Raw genomic sequence first — 15,680 nt, 5'->3', positions numbered from 1 at the left:
GGCCACTATGAGTGAAGCTATTAACAATGTGAAGCAGGCGTTTGACGCAGAACTTGCGCAGACCGACCTTACGAACCAAGAAGCCGTCAACAATCTCCGCGTGAAGTACCTGGGCAAGAAGGGGGCCGTCACCGACCTCATGAAGCAGATGGGCACGCTCAGCGCCGAGGAACGTCCGGCTTACGGCAAGCTCGTGAACGAACTTAAGGTCGCCGTCTCCGAGGCCATCGACAAGGCTATCGAGACCGCGAACCAGGCTGCGCTCCAGAAGAAGCTGGAAAGCGGCTTTGTAGATACCACGCTCCCGGGTGCAGGCATTCCGGCGGGCAGCACGCATCCGCTTTACGACGTGCGCGAAGAGATTATCGACTTCTTCAGCCAGATGGGTTTCGAGGTGGACTTCGGTCGCGACATCGAGACGGACTGGTACAACTTCGAAGCCTTGAATACGCCGCCCGACCACCCGAGCCGCGACATGCAGGACACGTTCTACGTGGACGACAAGGTGATGCTGCGTACGCATACTTCTGGCACGCAGATCCACTACATGGAAACGCACAAGCCGCCGTTCCGCATGATTGCTCCGGGCCACGTGTTCCGCGTCGATAACGATGCGACCCACGCCCCGATGTTCCAGCAGTGCGAAGGCCTCGTGGTCGACGAGAACATCAGCTTTGCAGACCTCAAGGGCGTGCTCCAGGTGTTCATGAACAAACTTTTCGGCGAAGGCGTCAAGACGCGTTTCCGCCCGAGCTTCTTCCCGTTCACGGAGCCGTCTGCCGAAATGGACGTGAGCTGCGTGTTCTGCGGTGGCAAGGGTTGCCGTCGCTGCAAGGGAACCGGCTGGATGGAAATCGGCGGTTGCGGTTCTGTGGACCCGAACGTGTTCAAGAACTGCGGCATTGATTCCGAGAAGTACACGGGCTTCGCTTTCGGTTTCGGTCTTGACCGTATCGCCATGCTGCGCCACGCGATTCCGGAAATCGGTTTGCTGACGAGCAACGACCAGAGATTCCTGAGCCAGTTCTAGCTGGAAAGACAGTATGAAAGAAGCGGGCTTTGCGGCCCGCTTTTCTTGTATAAAAAGATCAATAAAAAAGATCCCCGCCTTCGCGGGGATGACAATTGTTGTGCAGGGATGACGCGTGTTACTTGCAGCGGTGGAAGTCGTCTTCCACGCGGATGATGTCGTCCTCGCCGGTGTATTCGCCCACCTGAACTTCAACGATGACGAGCGGGAGCTTGCCTTCGTTCTGCAGGCGGTGAACTTCACCCACCGGGATGTAGGTCGATTCGTTCGGGCGCACGTAGAAAACCTTGTCGCCGACGGTACAGGTGGCGGTACCGCTCACCACGACCCAGTGCTCGGAACGGTGCAGGTGCTTCTGCAGGCTGAGGCGCTTGCCCGGCTTGACCACGATGCGCTTCATCTTGTAGCGTTCGCTGGATTCGAGCACGGAGTACGTACCCCACGGGCGGCTAACAGTCTGCGGAACGTTGATAAGGTCGGAGCCGCGGGCCTTGAGTTCTTCAACGACTTTCTTCACCTTCTGGCTGCTGCTAAGCGGTGCCACAAGGAGAGCGTCCGGAGTATCGACGATGAGCATCTTGTCGAGGTCGATTGTCGCGATGGCACGCTGCGTTCCCAGCACGAGGGAGTTCTTGGAGCCCACCGCAATGTGGCGCGGGTTCACGTTGTTGCCATTGTTATCGTGCGGGTATTCTCCGTACAAACTATCAAAACTTCCAAGGTCGCTCCAGCCAATGTCGCTCGGCACGACCTTCACCTTCTTGGACTTTTCCATCACGGCATAGTCGATGGAGTTGCTCGGGATGGCGAGCATGTCGTCGCGGTCGATGCGGATGGGTTCGCCTTCTTCGACCAAGGCCTTGTCGAGCGCAGCCTTCGATGCGGTGAGAATGTCCGGGGAATACTTCTTGAGTTCCTCGAGGAAGGTCTTTGCCTTGAAGCAGAAGATGCCGCTGTTCCAGTAGAAGTTGCCTGCCACCAGGTACTTCTCGGCAGTCGCGAGGTCAGGCTTCTCCACGAAACGCTTCACGTTCTCGCCGTCGGCCTCGATGTAGCCGTAACCGGTCTCGGGGCTGGTCGGCGTAATGCCGAAGGTCACCAGGTTGCCGGCCTCGGCAAGTTCCTGCGCACGGAGCAGGACCTTCTTGTACTCGTCCTTCTTGCGGATCACGTGGTCCGAGGGGGACACGAGCACGATGGTATCGGGCTTCATGGTAAGGCAAGCAAGCGCAATCGCTGGCGCGGTGTTGCGGCCCACGGGTTCCAGCAGGAACTTGCTACCCTTGTGGCCTTCGGCTTCGAGCTGGTCCTTCGCGAGGAAGAACTGGTCGGCGTTGCTGACAATGAACTGCGACTCGCACACGGCGGAGTTCGTGACGACCGTCTTGCGGAACAGGGACTGCCCGTCGAAAAGCGGCGCAAACTGCTTGGGCATCAGGGAACGGCTCACGGGCCAAAGGCGCGTGCCCGAACCACCACAAAGAATCAGGTTAATCATAACACTAAACCTCTATCGTTATCGGCCCTACTTGCCGTTCATTATAAGTTCTATGTTGCGTGCCGCACCGATACCACCGTACACACCGTTGACGGTCGGGAGAATCAGGTTGACAATGCGGTTCCAAGTTGCAAGACCAGAAGCATCGACATACACGATATCGCGCGGATTCAGGTTGAACCGTTCGGCCATAGCCAGGGCCATCGCATTCTTTGCATCCAGATGGAACACGTCAATCTGCTTTTCAGAAGTGTTGCGGATGACATAGACAGACCTAGAAGATGCATACGTCGTCTGCAGGCCACCGGCATTTGCCAGGGCTTCCACCAGAGAGAGCTTACCCTGATTCACGTTCACGGCACCCACGCGATTCACTTCGCCCAACACGAATACGCGATTCTCTTTCTGCGTTTCGGTAAGAGTCGGGATGAAGATCTGGTCGTCGGGTTTGAGCAAGATACGGTCAAGCGGGAGATTCGACTTGAAAGCGTCGAGATAATTGATATTGTAGACCTTGTCGCCACGGCGCAACTGCAGCATGGCAGGGTCGGCCTCTTCGGCAAAGCCGCCCACGGCAGCGATAGCCGTAGGAATCGTCATCGGATTTTCGTTAAAGGCGACATAGCCCGGCTTGTTCACAGCACCGGAGACAAACGCCTTGAGGCTGTTGTAGCCCGTAACGCGGACATCGACCTGCGGGTCGTTCAAGATCTTGTCAGAAAGGCGCTTCGTGATTTCGGCACGCAGTTCCTGGGCGGTGAGGCCGGCAGCCTTGATTTCGCCCGCATAGGGGTAGAAAAGCGTTCCATCCGTCGTCACGCGCTGGCCGGCAGGCTGGTACTGGCCCATCGGGGACGTCAGTTCGGGGTGTTCCCAGACAACCACCTGAACCATGTCCAGAGGACCGATGCGGTATTCCAAGTTCGGCAGAGAATCGACAATCAGATCGGAAAGCGCATTGTTGTCGGCACTCTCGGTATCGGTGGCGGCACCGGCAGTAAATTCACCCTGCTCGATAGAATGGATGAACACCTTCGCCCCATTATACTCTGCGGAATCCGACGGAAGCGACATCTGCATGTGGGGCCCCATGGAGCACCCAGTCAGGGCGACAGCCACCCCAGCCATCAAACCGTTCAACTTCTTCATTATTTGTCCTCGCTCTGTTTGATTTTTTCAACCCAGTAGGGAGTAAGCTTTGATATAAAGTTCCATGCCAGCACGAAAGCATTTTCAGGACGGCGGTATGGGTCCGGTACGTCCACCTGCTGTGCTTCGCCATAGCGAAACACCTTGCCTTCGAGCCAGGGATACTTATGCAAAAGTTCCCTCTTATGTCCGTTTTCCATCACCAAAATCAGGTCTGCCCACTTAAGGATGTCCAGATTAATCTGGCGGGCGCGATGCGCACTCATATCTACGCCATGTTCCATGGCAATCTTCTGGCTAATCTCGTGAGCAGGATGATCGACAAGGGCCCCCAGCCCCGCACTCATCACATTATATCCATCCCCGAGCCCCTTCTTGAGAAGGTATTCTCCCGTAGGGCTACGGCAGATGTTTCCAGTACAAACAACAAGAATGTTCTTCATTATAGACTAAAATAGAAAATTGCGCATCGGTTACAGTTCGAAAGCGAAGCCCAAGTCCTTAAGGAGCGGGTTCTTCGTGTCCTTCTCGGAGAGGAGCGGTTCGAAACCGTTGCCCACGGGCCACTTGATGCCTATCGCGGGGTCGTTCCACATGAGGCCGCCTTCGTCTTTCGGGTCGTAAAGGCGGGTACACTTGTAGACAAATGTCGCCGTCTCGCTGAGCACCACAAAGCCATGCGCGAAGCCTTCGGGAATGTAGAACTGCTTCTTGTTCTCGGAAGAAAGCACAACGCCTTCCCACTTGCCGAACGTGGGGCTACCCTTGCGCAGGTCCACCGCCACATCGAAGACTTCGCCATCAATCACGCGGACAAGTTTGCCCTGCGGGTTCTTCTTCTGGAAATGGAGCCCGCGTAGCACGCCCTTCTTGCTCTTGGATTCGTTGTCCTGCACGAATACCATGTTCAAGCCGGCAGCGTCAAATTCGCCCTTGTTGTAGGTTTCCATGAAGTAGCCGCGCTGGTCGCCAAAGACCGTCGGCTCGATAATCGTCACGCCCTCGATAGAGGTTTTGATGAAGTTGAATTTTCCCATTATCTGTTTCCGTACATTTTTTCGTAATACTTTTCGTAATCACCGCTCGTGATATTGTCCAGCCATTCCTGGTTGTCGAGGTACCAGCGCACGGTCTTCTCGATGCCTTCTTCGAACTGCAGGCTCGGTTCCCAGCCCAACTCCTTCTGGAGCTTGGTGGAATCGATGGCGTAGCGGGCATCGTGGCCCAGGCGGTCCGTCACGTAGGTGATCAAGTTCAGGTCTTCGCCTTCGGCACGGCCGAGGAGCTTGTCGACGGTCTTAATCACGACCTTGATGATGTCGATGTTCTTCCATTCGTTGAACCCGCCGATGTTGTAGGTTTCGGCAATTTTGCCGTTGTGGAAAATCACGTCGATGGCGCGGGCGTGGTCTTCTACGAAGAGCCAGTCGCGAACGTTTTCGCCCTTGCCGTAAACAGGCAGCGGTTTCTTGTGGCGGATGTTGTTGATGAACAGCGGGATCAGCTTTTCGGGGAACTGGTACGGACCATAGTTGTTGGAGCAGTTCGTCACGATGGTCGGCATGCCGTAGGTGTCGTGGAACGCGCGAACAAAGTGGTCGGAGCCCGCCTTACTAGCAGAATACGGGGAGTGCGGCGTGTACTTAGTGGTCTCGTAGAAGAAGTCGTCGCCGTAGGCCAGGTGATGCTCGGAACTGGAGGCCGTCGTGGTGAACGGGGGCGTAATGCCTTCCGGGTGATTCATCTTCAAGGCACCGTAAACTTCGTCGGTAGAAATATGATAGAAGCGCTTGCCTTCGTACTTTTCCGGGAGACTTTCCCAGTAGAGTTTCGCAGCCTGCAACAGGGAGAGAGTGCCCATCACGTTCGTCTTCGCGAAGGTGAACGGGTCCTTGATGGAACGGTCCACATGGCTTTCGGCAGCCAGGTGGATGATGCCGTCGACCTGTTCATCTTGCATAAGCTTGTAGAACGCGTCGAAGTCGCAGATGTCCATCTTCACGAACTTGTAGTTCGGCTTGCCTTCGATGTCCTTGAGGTTCGCGAGGTTGCCCGCATACGTAAGCTTGTCGAGGTTGATAATCTTGTATTCGGGATACTTGTTCACGAAAAGGCGAACCACATGGCTCCCGATAAAGCCCGCACCGCCGGTAATCACAATAGAACGTTTCATAGACTAATACCTTATCTTTCCTTCGGCAACCTTGCGCAGATGCTGGCCATATGGCGACTTGCCGTACTTGGCCGCAGATTCCAGCAGTTTTTCCTTGGTAATCCAGCCGTTCACGTAGGCGATTTCCTCGACTGCGCTAATCTGGATGCCCTGGCGGTTCTCGACCATCTTCACGAACTCGCCCGCCTCGATGAGGCTATCCATAGTTCCGGTATCGAGCCACGCGAATCCACGACCGAGCAGTTTTACGTCGAGTTCGCCCCTGTCGAGATACGTCTTGTTGAGGTCGGTAATCTCGAGCTCGCCGCGGGCGCTGGGCTTCTGGGCCTTCGCGAATCCGGCAACACGGTTGTCGTAGAAGTACAAGCCCGTAATCGCATAGTTGCTCTTGGGTTCCTTCGGCTTTTCTTCCACCGAAATCACCTTGCCACTCTTGTCGAATTCCACCACGCCGAAACGTTCCGGGTCTTCGACGTAGTAGCCAAACACGCTCGCGCGCCCCTTTTCTTCGGCATTCTTCACCGCAGCCTTCAGGAGCGGGCTGAAGCCATTACCATAGAAGATGTTGTCACCCAGGACCATCGCGCAGCAGTCGTTGCCGATGAATTCCTCGCCCAGGATAAACGCCTGCGCAAGGCCATCGGGGCTCGGCTGCACCTTGTAACTCAGGTTGAGGCCCATCGCGGAACCGTCACCGAGCAGGCGCTCGAAATTTGGCAAGTCCGTCGGGGTAGAAATAATCAGGATATCACGGATACCCGCAAGCATCAGCGTCGACAGCGGATAGTAAATCATCGGCTTGTCATAAACGGGCAAGAGTTGCTTACTCGTGACCATGGTCAGCGGATAAAGACGGGTTCCGGAGCCTCCGGCAAGTACGATTCCTTTCATAGTGCTTCCTGTTATTGGGGCCTTGACTATAAAATGTAACAAATTCGGCACTTTCAGAAAAAAACTATCTTTAGGCGCATGAGTGAAAACGCCCGCAAACCCCTGAAAGATTTTATACCGCAAGCCAAAAACGGAGAGGTCGCCTCCGAGGACTTGCTCGAAGCTTTCATGGAATGGGCGGAATCACGCGGAACAACGCTTTACCCCGCACAGGAAGAGGCAATCCTCGAGCTCCTGGACGGCAAGAACGTCATATTGAATACGCCCACGGGTAGCGGCAAGTCGATGGTCGCGCTGGCGCTCCATTTCGAGAGTATCGCACACGGCCGCAAGAGCGTGTACACCTGCCCCATCAAGGCGCTGGTGAACGAGAAGTGGATGGCGCTCTGCAAGGAATTCGGCGCCGAGAACGTGGGGCTTTCGACCGGCGATGCGACCGTGAACCACGATGCGCCCATCCTGTGCTGCACGGCGGAAATTCTTGCCAACATGGCTCTCAACGAGGGGGAAAAACTCGACATCATGGACGTGGTAATGGACGAGTTCCATTACTACTCCGACCGCGAACGCGGTGTCGCCTGGCAGGTACCGCTCCTCACACTCCCGCAATCAAGATTTCTGCTGATGAGCGCGACCGTCGGCGCGACAGAATTTTTCGAACGCGACCTCACGAAGCATACCGGGCGCGAGACTGTGACCGTACGCTCTACGCAGAGGCCCGTACCACTCGACTTCAGCTACAGCACCTCCGAGATTTCGACCGAAGTGCAGAAACTTGTAAACGAAGGCAAGGCACCCGTTTACGTGGTGCACTTTACGCAGGCCGCGGCCGCAAGCAACGCGCAGAACTTCATGAGCCTCGACCTGTGCAACAAGGAAGAAAAGCAGGCAATAAACGAGGCCATCAAGGAAGTGCGTTTCAGTAGCCCCTATGGCCCCGATGTCAAGCGCTGGCTTAAGCAGGGAATCGGCCTGCACCATGCCGGGCTCCTGCCCAAGTACCGCATCCTCTGTGAAAAGCTTGCACAGAAAGGCTTGCTGAAAGTCATCTGCGGCACCGACACACTCGGCGTAGGCGTGAACGTCCCAATCCGCACGGTACTCTTTACGCAGCTCTGCAAGTACAGCGGCGACAAGACCGCAATTCTCACTGCACGCGACTTCCACCAGATTGCGGGACGCGCCGGCCGCAAGGGATTCGACGACGTTGGCTACGTGGTGGCGCAGGCTCCCGAGCATGTTATCGAGAACTTGAAACTCGAGGCCAAAAGCCGCCAGACCGGAAAGAAGTTCCAGAAGCGCAAACCGCCCGAGCACGGCTATGTGCCCTTCGACGAGAATACATACAAGCGCCTGATTGACGCCCAGCCCGAACCGCTCACCTCGAGCTTCCGCGTAGACCACGGGATGCTCCTGAACATACTGAGCCGCGAGACCGACGGCTGCCGCGCCATGCGGAATCTTTTGAAGGACTGCCACGAGAGCGCGGCGAGCAAGAAGCAGTTGCAGCACCGCGCCTTCATGCTGTTCCGCAGCCTGGTGGAAAAGAAAATCGTGGAGTTCGTCCCCGCAGTCGCTCCAGGTTACAGCCACCTGCGCGTAAACATGAACCTGCAGGACGACTTCGCGATGAACCAGCCGCTTTCGCTGTACCTGGTGGACACGCTCCCGAAACTCGACAAGGATTCGCCGGAGTACGCGCTCGATGTAATTACTTTGTGCGAAAGCATCGTTGAAAATCCCGAGGCGATTCTGCGCATCCAGTTAAGCAAGGCACGCGACGCCCGCATGAACGAGCTTAAGGCGCAAGGCATGGAATACAACCAGAGGCTCGAGGAACTCGACAAGGTCGAATACCCCAAGCCGCTGCGCGACTTCATTTACGATACGTTCAACGCCTTTGCGGAAGTTCACCCGTGGGTCGACGTGAACGTAGAGCCCAAGAGCATCGTACGCGAAATGTTTGAGAACTTCAGCACGTTCAGCGGTTACGTGAAGCAGTACAACCTGCAGCGCATGGAAGCCATCCTGTTGCGCCACCTGAACTACGTGTACAAGGTCCTTTCGCAAACCGTTCCTGACGGCTACAAGAACGAGGAACTCCTCGAGATGCAGGACTACCTGGGCGACATGATCCGTCGCGTCGACTCGAGCCTGCTGGAAGAATGGGAAAAGATGGCGCACCCCGAAGACTACCAGAAGCGTCTGGAAGCAGGTACCGCCGAAGACGAAGCCGAGAAGGCCTTCGGTGCCGACAAGGCCGCCGCCGACATTACCTACGACAAGAAGCGATTCCTCAACATGGTCCGCCAGCGCATTTTCCAGATTATGGGAAGCCTTGCCAAGCAGGATTTTGCAGACGTTCTCGACAGCCTTGCCGAAGACCTGGCCGAAGGCGAACTGCTCGCCGATGCAAAAGGCACGCCGTGGACCGAAAAGCGCCTACTCGAAATCATGGCGAGCTACACTGCGGAGCACCACAAATTCCGCATGGACGTGGAAGGCCGCGCACTTGCCCACACCATCGTCACTTACGAAGGCGACACGATGCATGTACAGCAAATGCTCCAGGACGAAGAGGATTTCAACGACTGGAGCATCGATTTCGATATCAGTTTGAGCGATAGCCGCGAAGCGGGAATGCCGCTTTTGAAACTCGCGAGAATCGGCGAAGCGTAGGAAGCGGGCTGCCGCCCCTAATACTGTGTTTTCAAGACAAAGTTTCGCTTATTCAGGAGCTTGACAACCTTTTCCAATAGCTCTAGGGTTGCAGCATCGTCCTTTGCTTCCACCTTCCCTTCAATTTCACTGAGCAGGCCCACGATTTCATCTTCCTGAATCTTCACGCTTTCAGAAGTCTTGATGGGGCTTGTATGCGCAATGGTATACACATCGTTGATCTTGTCCTTCAGCTTCTGGTCAGCAGCAATGGACTCGATATACTTCAGTGTTGCAGAGATTGTCTTTATGAAGCTGTTCTGGGCATCGTGCACGGCCTGCTTCTTAGCGATCGTATCGTTCATAAGCAAGTTCGATGCAAGAATGACAACGCAGGCAACCGTCACAATCACCTGAAGCGGCAAGACGACTATATTGCCAAATTCCTTGTCGATGAGCATCTCGTACGCCAGAACCGCCAGCATAAGGACAAACTCAACCGCATAGTAGGCATATGCTATTGAAAGAGACGTGAGCTTGGACTCGTACGCCGTCTTCCCTTTCGCTTCAACCACCGGAACGACCAGGGTCGCTATGCAGGCGATGTGCAGAAAGGCGTAGCAGGTCCACACGGGTGCCGAATGGTCACTCCCCGTCGCAAAGAAGAAGATGATATTGAAAGCGACCAGAAACGCCAGGCTTACAATAAGTGAAAGAGTCTTCGTCATAACAGAGTTCCTTCTATTACATCGAGCTTAGAATTTCCGCCTTCTTGGCATCGTATTCGGCCTGTTCGATCAGCCCGGCATCAAGCATCTTCTTTAGCTTAGCGAGCGTTTCCATAGGATCCGGAGCGGCTGCAGCCGGTGTGGGAGCCGGCGCTGCAGGGGCCTGCATACCCGGCTGCATGCCCGGTTGCATTCCAGGCTGCATACCCGGCGCAATATTCGGGTTGAACATCTGGGCGGCCATATTGCCAAATGCGTTAGCAGCAGCGACACCCATGCCAAGGCCCGCACCCATCTGCCCGGCAACGCTTCCGGGGTTGGACGCCATCGCCTTAAGCACTTCTGCCGACTGCTGCTGGGCCCAATTAATGCCCAGCGTATCGAGGGCGACCTTCTGGGCCTGTGCGCCCCTGATGGTCTCGATCTGCTTCATGCCGATCTGGTCATACTTTTCACGCAGGCCGTTCTCGTCGTCGATGTCGATTGCTGCAATCGCAAAAGCAGCGCACTTCAGGCCGTAAGCCTGCAGAAGTTCATGGACCTTGGGCTGGATAAGCTCGGAGAACTCGTCAAGACGAGCGTCAATCCCAAGAACTTCCGTCTCGCTTGCGCTCAGTTCCTTAGCCACAGCAGACTTGATCTTGCTCTGGAACTGCGTGATGAAGAACTTGTTCATGTCCTCCTGTGTGGCACACTGGATGTTGTTACCGACGATAGTCTCCAGGAACTTTGCCGAATTGTCGACCTGGATCTTGTAGGAGCCGCGGGCACGGAGCTTCGTTGCAATCTGGAGGACCTTATCGCGGACCTGGATGGGCGAATCCGTACCCCACTTGATTTCAACGCTGCTGGCCTTGCGGACAAAATAGACCACGCAGTTGAAGGTGCTGATACCACCGGAAAGGGCGTTCCTCAGGCGGCTCAGGAAAGGATAGTTGTTGGTCGAAAGCTTATAGGTTCCGTTTTCAAAGACCTGTTCGATTACGCCCTGGTTCACGAAGATGGCTTCTTCACCAGGCATCACGATAAGGGTCGAATTTGTGTTAAAGTCTTCTTCCGGCTGGCGCCAAAGTAGCAGGTTGCCATCGCCGGTATTCTTGATGACATCAACCCAATGTTTCTTTCCGCCTGCGTAGGCAGCTTCATTCGGATTTCTAGAAAACAGTCCCATGTTTCTTCCTTTTTTTGTTGTTTAAACGATTACGGATAATCAATCCTATACTTGTTGCCATGACATCTTCGACATCTGTCAATGATTTTTGGCACACCCCGCATTACGCCATACTTGTTCAATGCCAGAACGGCATATTCGGAGCAGGTGGGCTTGAAGAGACACGACCGGCGTTTTTCCTCTGGCGAAAAGCGCTGATAGACGTGCACAAGCCCTATCAAAAAAGTTTTCAAAAAGAACGACAGCATTATCAGGAACGAGAACAATGCCAGAGCAAGAAAAAACCTTTCGGGGTTTGCTGACATTTCCTGCTGTGCAACAGCAAGCACACGTTCCAGGTAATGGTCAAACAGGTAGAATAAAACGCTCGTCAACCCAACAACGGAACTTAGGAAGATCAAGCACCACTTCAGCATGGTAAAAATAGTGACATGCGGGCGCACCAGGACCTTGTTCAGCACGTAGTCTTCTGCTTCGATCTCTTCTTCCGTCTTCCTTGGCGGTTCTTCACCATCCTCTAGAACAGGATGTATGGACTTATTCTCAAACATGCTAAAAATAGAGAGCCCAACCCCAGCGTGTAGAGTTGAGCTCTCCCAATCTATTCCTTAGTTGTTCTTCTTGTCGCGAATCATGCCCTTCATGGCCTTGACGCCATTAACCTGTTCTTCCGACGTAACCGTGTAGGCACAGGACATCGTGTCACCAGGGACAACGACTTCAAAGAAGCAGCTCTTCTTCGTCCAGCGGCCTTCCCTGTCGATGGTTTCATCAAGGGATTCGGTCACCTTCACAGACGTAATGTCCTTGTACTGGTATTCAAATGTCGTTTCTTTCTTGCTGTTGCCATCCAGATAGAACACGCACTGGTATGCCAGCAGGGAGGTCTTGCTGAAGAACACCCAGGTTTCCTTCCAGCCCGTAGAACGGACGAAGAAGTCGTCGCCCAGCTTGAACTTGGCATCGTCAAAGATGTAGCCCGCGAAATGAATCGGGTCGGCTTCTGCGACTTCCGTCTCGTCCACCTGAAGAGCTTCCAAGGCCTTTGCCCTGAAGTCTTCCTTTTCAACGATCTTCTGCACGAGGGCATCGTAATCGGCATCAGACAGGAAATGCTTGGACTTCTTGCCAAAGCAGCCCTTCTTGTCGTCATCGAAGTACGGACGGGTTTCTACGGTAGGCATCTTGCTCTTGAAGCAGCCCTTTCCTTCCTCCTTTTCTTCCTTCTTCCCAAAGCAGCCCTTGGGTTCAGCCAGGTTTTCGTCGCTGAAGTAGAAGGCGGCCATTCTCTGGTCATCCGTTCTGAAGACGTTCTTGCGGTACTCCATGTTGAAGAGTTCACCCGCAAGTCCTTCTTCCGAGCCACCTTTTCCGAGAAGATTTAGCAATCCCATAATATGCTCCTTTGTAGTTTAGGAAAGTTTTAAAACAGAAGGGATTTCCTGCTTTAATATTGTGAAGAGCTGTTCGACATCGGCGGGCGAAAGACCGTCCGCATTTGCCTGCGCAAGGCATTCATCCCATTTCGGAGATGTATTCAGGAACTTGCGCTTAAAGAAGTCGTGCTTGATATAGGCCTGGAAGTATCGGAAAATACCCCTTTCTTCAATCATCAGAGCAGCATTGATATACGTCTCAATCCTATCGATATCCTTACGGGGAGTCACAAAGGGCTTATTTCCCGCAAGGATGCATGCCGCGGCATAGAGATACGTTTCAGGGTTGTTCAGGTCGCGCTCGATGGCCTTATCAAACTTTTCCAGGGCCTTGTCGTAGAAGCCCATCTTCAGGTAGCAGAAGCCAAGCGAGTTGTTCAGCTCGGCGCTATCAGGATCTTCGGTCAGGTTGCTCTCGTAGGACTTTGAATACTTGCTAACGTTCGCAGCCGTCATTTTGAATATGTCGGACATGGTGGTAACGATAATCGGGCCATGGCACCATTCACATTCCTTCTGGTTTATCTGCACTCTTGCGCCGCAGCCAGGACACGTTTCAATATGTACTTGAGACATTCATCTTCCTTGTTTGTTTATGTTTACATAAGCAATCTATGTAAAAAAAAGTAAGAAGTACGTCACATAATGTAAATATTTGTAAACATTTGTAACTCATTGACAGTCAAGGGATTCGCCGATTCTAAATCGTATGCGAAATAAAATTTCGCCACTTTCACCCTTCCAATACTTTTATATCTTTATCATCATGCAAAACTTAAACGGCAAATTCGCGGCAGTACTCCCCGCAGGAGGGCTCGGCAAACGCATGGGCGGCAACATTCCCAAACAGCTGATGCTCCTGGGCGGCAAACTCGGCGAACTTATTGCCTGCAAAATGAAGATTGTCGTAGGCGGTGCGGAGCGCTGGCAGTCCGTAGAGAACGGCGTGAACGCACTTACAAGCAATGCGGAATTCGTTCTGGTCCACGACGTGGCACGCCCCTTAGGGCCTCGCAATGACAATCCCTATTAGGTTTAATTAACCTTTCCGCCGAACTCGAAGCCAGCTTCTTCAACGGCCTTCTTGAGCGCCGCCTCATCGACATCGTCTTCGTCGTGCCACTTGACGAGCAGTTCCTTGCGGCTCACGTCGGCTTCTGCAAACAGAACATCGTCCAATCCGCGCACCGCCTTCTCGACACAAGCCTTGCAATGGCTGCAACTCATGCCATTCACGCGGTACGTGCGCACTACCGGTTCGTCGTGGTCACAATGAGCATCGCCATGTTCATGGCCATCATGGCAGTGGCATTCACCTTCGCCATGCTCGTGATGGTGTTCGCCGCAACCGCAGCTTTCATCTCCACAGCCGCAATGGCCGCCGCAACCCTTGTGTGCAAACTTCGCATAGATCATGAAGAACGCGAGCAACGCGGAACACACGTAGTCAAACACACCGAGGGCTCCATGGCCGTGGCATTCGGCAGAACCGTGCGGGAGCATCGCCGAAAGGAACGTATCCATGAAGAACGTATCGACAATCAGGCCGAAGCCGATTGCGCCAACCGCAATGGAAAGCAGGTAGGCAACAAGCGTGCGCTTGCCGAAAGCCTTCCCTACCACGAGCATGCTCGCGATACTCGTCGCAGGCCCGGCCATCAAAAGCACCAGAGCCGCACCGGGAGTAATTCCCTTCGCCACGAGAGCGAGCGCCAGCGGAATAGAGCCCGTCGCGCAGGTGTACATCGGCATCGCCAACACGAGAACCGCCAGCATGCAGAGCAGCGGGTAATCACGCAGCGTGAGGAACAGTTCGTTCGGGACAAACGCCGAAATCAAGGCGCCCAGCACAAGACCGATGCAGAGCCACTTGCTCACATCGCCCACCATGTTCACAAGCCCGTAGCGGAACGTTTCTACCACCTTCTGCCAAAAACTCATCGAGTGCACATCGCGCACTTCGCAACCGCAGCCATGTCCACCGCACCCGCAATGTTCATGCTCGTGATGGTCATGATGCTCGTGTTCACCGTGGTCATGTTCATCTTCTTCGCAATGCCCACAACCGCAATGATGGTCGGTATCGCAGTCGTCAAAGTCGACGATTTCATTTTGCACATGGACATTTTCAGATTCACCGCGCGTAGCGATATTCGTAAACACGCCACCAAAGAGCGCCGTCACGAAAGCCGCAATCGGGCGCAGTATCGCGAAAGGCAGGCCGAGCAGCGAGTACGTCGCCAGAATGGAATCCACGCCCGTTGCCGGAGTCGAGATGAGGAAGCTTACGCTCGCTCCCTTGCTCGCGCCTTCCTTGCGGAGCGCAATCGACGTAGGAATCACGCCGCAGCTGCAAATCGGGAGCGGGACGCCGAAAAGCGCCGCCCACAGAACAGACATGAAATTAGACTTCGAAATCTTCGGGACATACAGGTGGTTCGGCACCCACACATGCAAGATTCCCGCAAGCAAAAAGCCGAGCAGCAAGAACGGCGCCATCTCGGAAAACAACGTGATGAATTCGTGTACAAATTCTCCAAAAATATTTGCAAACAATTCCATATTTACTTCCCCTTCTTCTTGTGAAGGATGTGGGTCAGGCCCGTGTTGAAAATTTCACCGATGTGTTCATCGTCGAGGGCATAGAACATCTTGCGGCCTTCGCGGCGAGGCTTCACGAGGTTCGCCGTGCGCAGGATTCTCAGCTGGTGGCTCACTACGGACTGTTCGAGCCCGAGCATGTCGGCAATGTCGTTCACCGAAACATCGTGTTCCATCAGGAGCTGGATAATGCGGATTCGCGTCGTATCGCCGAAAATGCGGAAGAATTCCGAAAGTTCGAACAGGGTATCGAGATTCACGTTCTGCATGGCCTCACCTCGCCGTTTTAGTTATTTCGAATTTTTCGCCGTTTTGATATATGAACACATATTCATATTTTCATAT

At 54.2% G+C, this 15,680-nt stretch carries 16 protein-coding genes; 3 read left to right on the top strand and 13 right to left on the bottom strand.

Going from position 1 to position 15,680, the window contains the following annotated elements:
- The first annotated feature begins 7 nt into the window (after nucleotides 1–7).
- Complete coding sequence (pheS, locus tag B7994_RS06635; RefSeq protein WP_088628650.1) at nucleotides 8–1,030, top strand: phenylalanine--tRNA ligase subunit alpha; 1,023 nt, start codon at nucleotides 8–10, stop codon at nucleotides 1,028–1,030.
- Between the two features lie 118 nt (nucleotides 1,031–1,148).
- On the opposite strand, the gene B7994_RS06630 is transcribed toward pheS, so the two are convergent.
- From B7994_RS06630 to rfbA, 6 genes are read right to left on the bottom strand one after another with little or no spacing between them, the layout of a single operon-like run.
- Nucleotides 1,149–2,528 carry a mannose-1-phosphate guanylyltransferase/mannose-6-phosphate isomerase gene (locus tag B7994_RS06630; protein WP_088637681.1) on the bottom strand — a complete coding sequence of 460 codons (1,380 nt, stop codon included), beginning with the start codon at nucleotides 2,526–2,528 and terminating at the stop codon, nucleotides 1,149–1,151.
- A gap of 27 nt (nucleotides 2,529–2,555) precedes the next feature.
- The gene (locus tag B7994_RS06625) at nucleotides 2,556–3,677 is read right to left on the bottom strand and encodes a polysaccharide biosynthesis/export family protein (protein WP_088637680.1); all 1,122 of its coding nucleotides are present in this window, start codon (nucleotides 3,675–3,677) and stop codon (nucleotides 2,556–2,558) included.
- On the bottom strand, nucleotides 3,677–4,120 hold the full coding sequence (locus tag B7994_RS06620) for a low molecular weight protein-tyrosine-phosphatase (RefSeq protein ID WP_088637679.1): 444 nt from the start codon (nucleotides 4,118–4,120) through the stop codon (nucleotides 3,677–3,679). Before B7994_RS06620 ends, B7994_RS06625 begins: the two co-directional genes overlap by 1 nt.
- Before the next feature lie 30 nt (nucleotides 4,121–4,150).
- Nucleotides 4,151–4,714 (bottom strand): dTDP-4-dehydrorhamnose 3,5-epimerase, encoded by a 564-nt coding sequence (rfbC, locus tag B7994_RS06615; RefSeq protein ID WP_088637678.1) that lies wholly within the window; start codon nucleotides 4,712–4,714, stop codon nucleotides 4,151–4,153.
- On the bottom strand, nucleotides 4,714–5,850 hold the full coding sequence (locus tag B7994_RS06610) for a dTDP-glucose 4,6-dehydratase (RefSeq protein ID WP_088637677.1): 1,137 nt from the start codon (nucleotides 5,848–5,850) through the stop codon (nucleotides 4,714–4,716). Before B7994_RS06610 ends, rfbC begins: the two co-directional genes overlap by 1 nt.
- 3 nt (nucleotides 5,851–5,853) lie before the next feature.
- Complete coding sequence (gene rfbA / locus B7994_RS06605; protein WP_088637676.1) at nucleotides 5,854–6,741, bottom strand: glucose-1-phosphate thymidylyltransferase RfbA; 888 nt, start codon at nucleotides 6,739–6,741, stop codon at nucleotides 5,854–5,856.
- A 78-nt stretch (nucleotides 6,742–6,819) separates the two neighbouring features.
- Between rfbA and B7994_RS06600 the strand changes: the two genes are divergently transcribed.
- On the top strand, nucleotides 6,820–9,420 hold the full coding sequence (locus B7994_RS06600; RefSeq protein ID WP_088637675.1) for an RNA helicase: 2,601 nt from the start codon (nucleotides 6,820–6,822) through the stop codon (nucleotides 9,418–9,420).
- A gap of 17 nt (nucleotides 9,421–9,437) precedes the next feature.
- On the opposite strand, the gene B7994_RS06595 is transcribed toward B7994_RS06600, so the two are convergent.
- The 5 genes from B7994_RS06595 to B7994_RS06575 are packed head-to-tail and all read right to left on the bottom strand — an operon-like array spanning nucleotide 9,438 to nucleotide 13,310.
- The gene (locus B7994_RS06595) at nucleotides 9,438–10,127 is read right to left on the bottom strand and encodes a hypothetical protein (RefSeq protein WP_088637674.1); all 690 of its coding nucleotides are present in this window, start codon (nucleotides 10,125–10,127) and stop codon (nucleotides 9,438–9,440) included.
- A gap of 16 nt (nucleotides 10,128–10,143) precedes the next feature.
- Entirely contained in the window at nucleotides 10,144–11,298 is a 1,155-nt protein-coding gene (locus B7994_RS06590; protein ID WP_088637673.1) for an SPFH domain-containing protein, read from the bottom strand.
- A gap of 29 nt (nucleotides 11,299–11,327) precedes the next feature.
- On the bottom strand, nucleotides 11,328–11,849 hold the full coding sequence (yidD, locus tag B7994_RS14170) for a membrane protein insertion efficiency factor YidD (RefSeq protein WP_198957832.1): 522 nt from the start codon (nucleotides 11,847–11,849) through the stop codon (nucleotides 11,328–11,330).
- Between the two features lie 57 nt (nucleotides 11,850–11,906).
- Nucleotides 11,907–12,692: a hypothetical protein gene (locus B7994_RS06580; RefSeq protein ID WP_088637672.1), complete on the bottom strand. Its 786-nt coding sequence runs from the start codon at nucleotides 12,690–12,692 to the stop codon at nucleotides 11,907–11,909.
- Between the two features lie 18 nt (nucleotides 12,693–12,710).
- On the bottom strand, nucleotides 12,711–13,310 hold the full coding sequence (locus tag B7994_RS06575) for a tetratricopeptide repeat protein (protein ID WP_141398409.1): 600 nt from the start codon (nucleotides 13,308–13,310) through the stop codon (nucleotides 12,711–12,713).
- Between the two features lie 190 nt (nucleotides 13,311–13,500).
- Here B7994_RS06575 and B7994_RS06570 point away from each other — a divergent pair, with 190 nt between their 5' ends.
- Nucleotides 13,501–13,767 (top strand): 2-C-methyl-D-erythritol 4-phosphate cytidylyltransferase, encoded by a 267-nt coding sequence (locus B7994_RS06570; RefSeq protein ID WP_144063780.1) that lies wholly within the window; start codon nucleotides 13,501–13,503, stop codon nucleotides 13,765–13,767.
- 2 nt (nucleotides 13,768–13,769) lie between these two features.
- Here B7994_RS06570 and B7994_RS06565 read toward each other — a convergent pair whose 3' ends face one another.
- Entirely contained in the window at nucleotides 13,770–15,296 is a 1,527-nt protein-coding gene (locus B7994_RS06565; RefSeq protein ID WP_088637669.1) for an SO_0444 family Cu/Zn efflux transporter, read from the bottom strand.
- A gap of 2 nt (nucleotides 15,297–15,298) precedes the next feature.
- Nucleotides 15,299–15,604, bottom strand: a complete 306-nt coding sequence (locus B7994_RS06560; RefSeq protein ID WP_088637668.1) for a helix-turn-helix transcriptional regulator — start codon at nucleotides 15,602–15,604, stop codon at nucleotides 15,299–15,301.
- Between the last annotated feature and the right edge of the window lie 76 nt (nucleotides 15,605–15,680).

The organism is Fibrobacter sp. UWR2, assembly GCF_002210285.1.
Classification (GTDB): domain Bacteria; phylum Fibrobacterota; class Fibrobacteria; order Fibrobacterales; family Fibrobacteraceae; genus Fibrobacter.
This window is presented reverse-complemented; position numbering and strand designations above follow the sequence as displayed.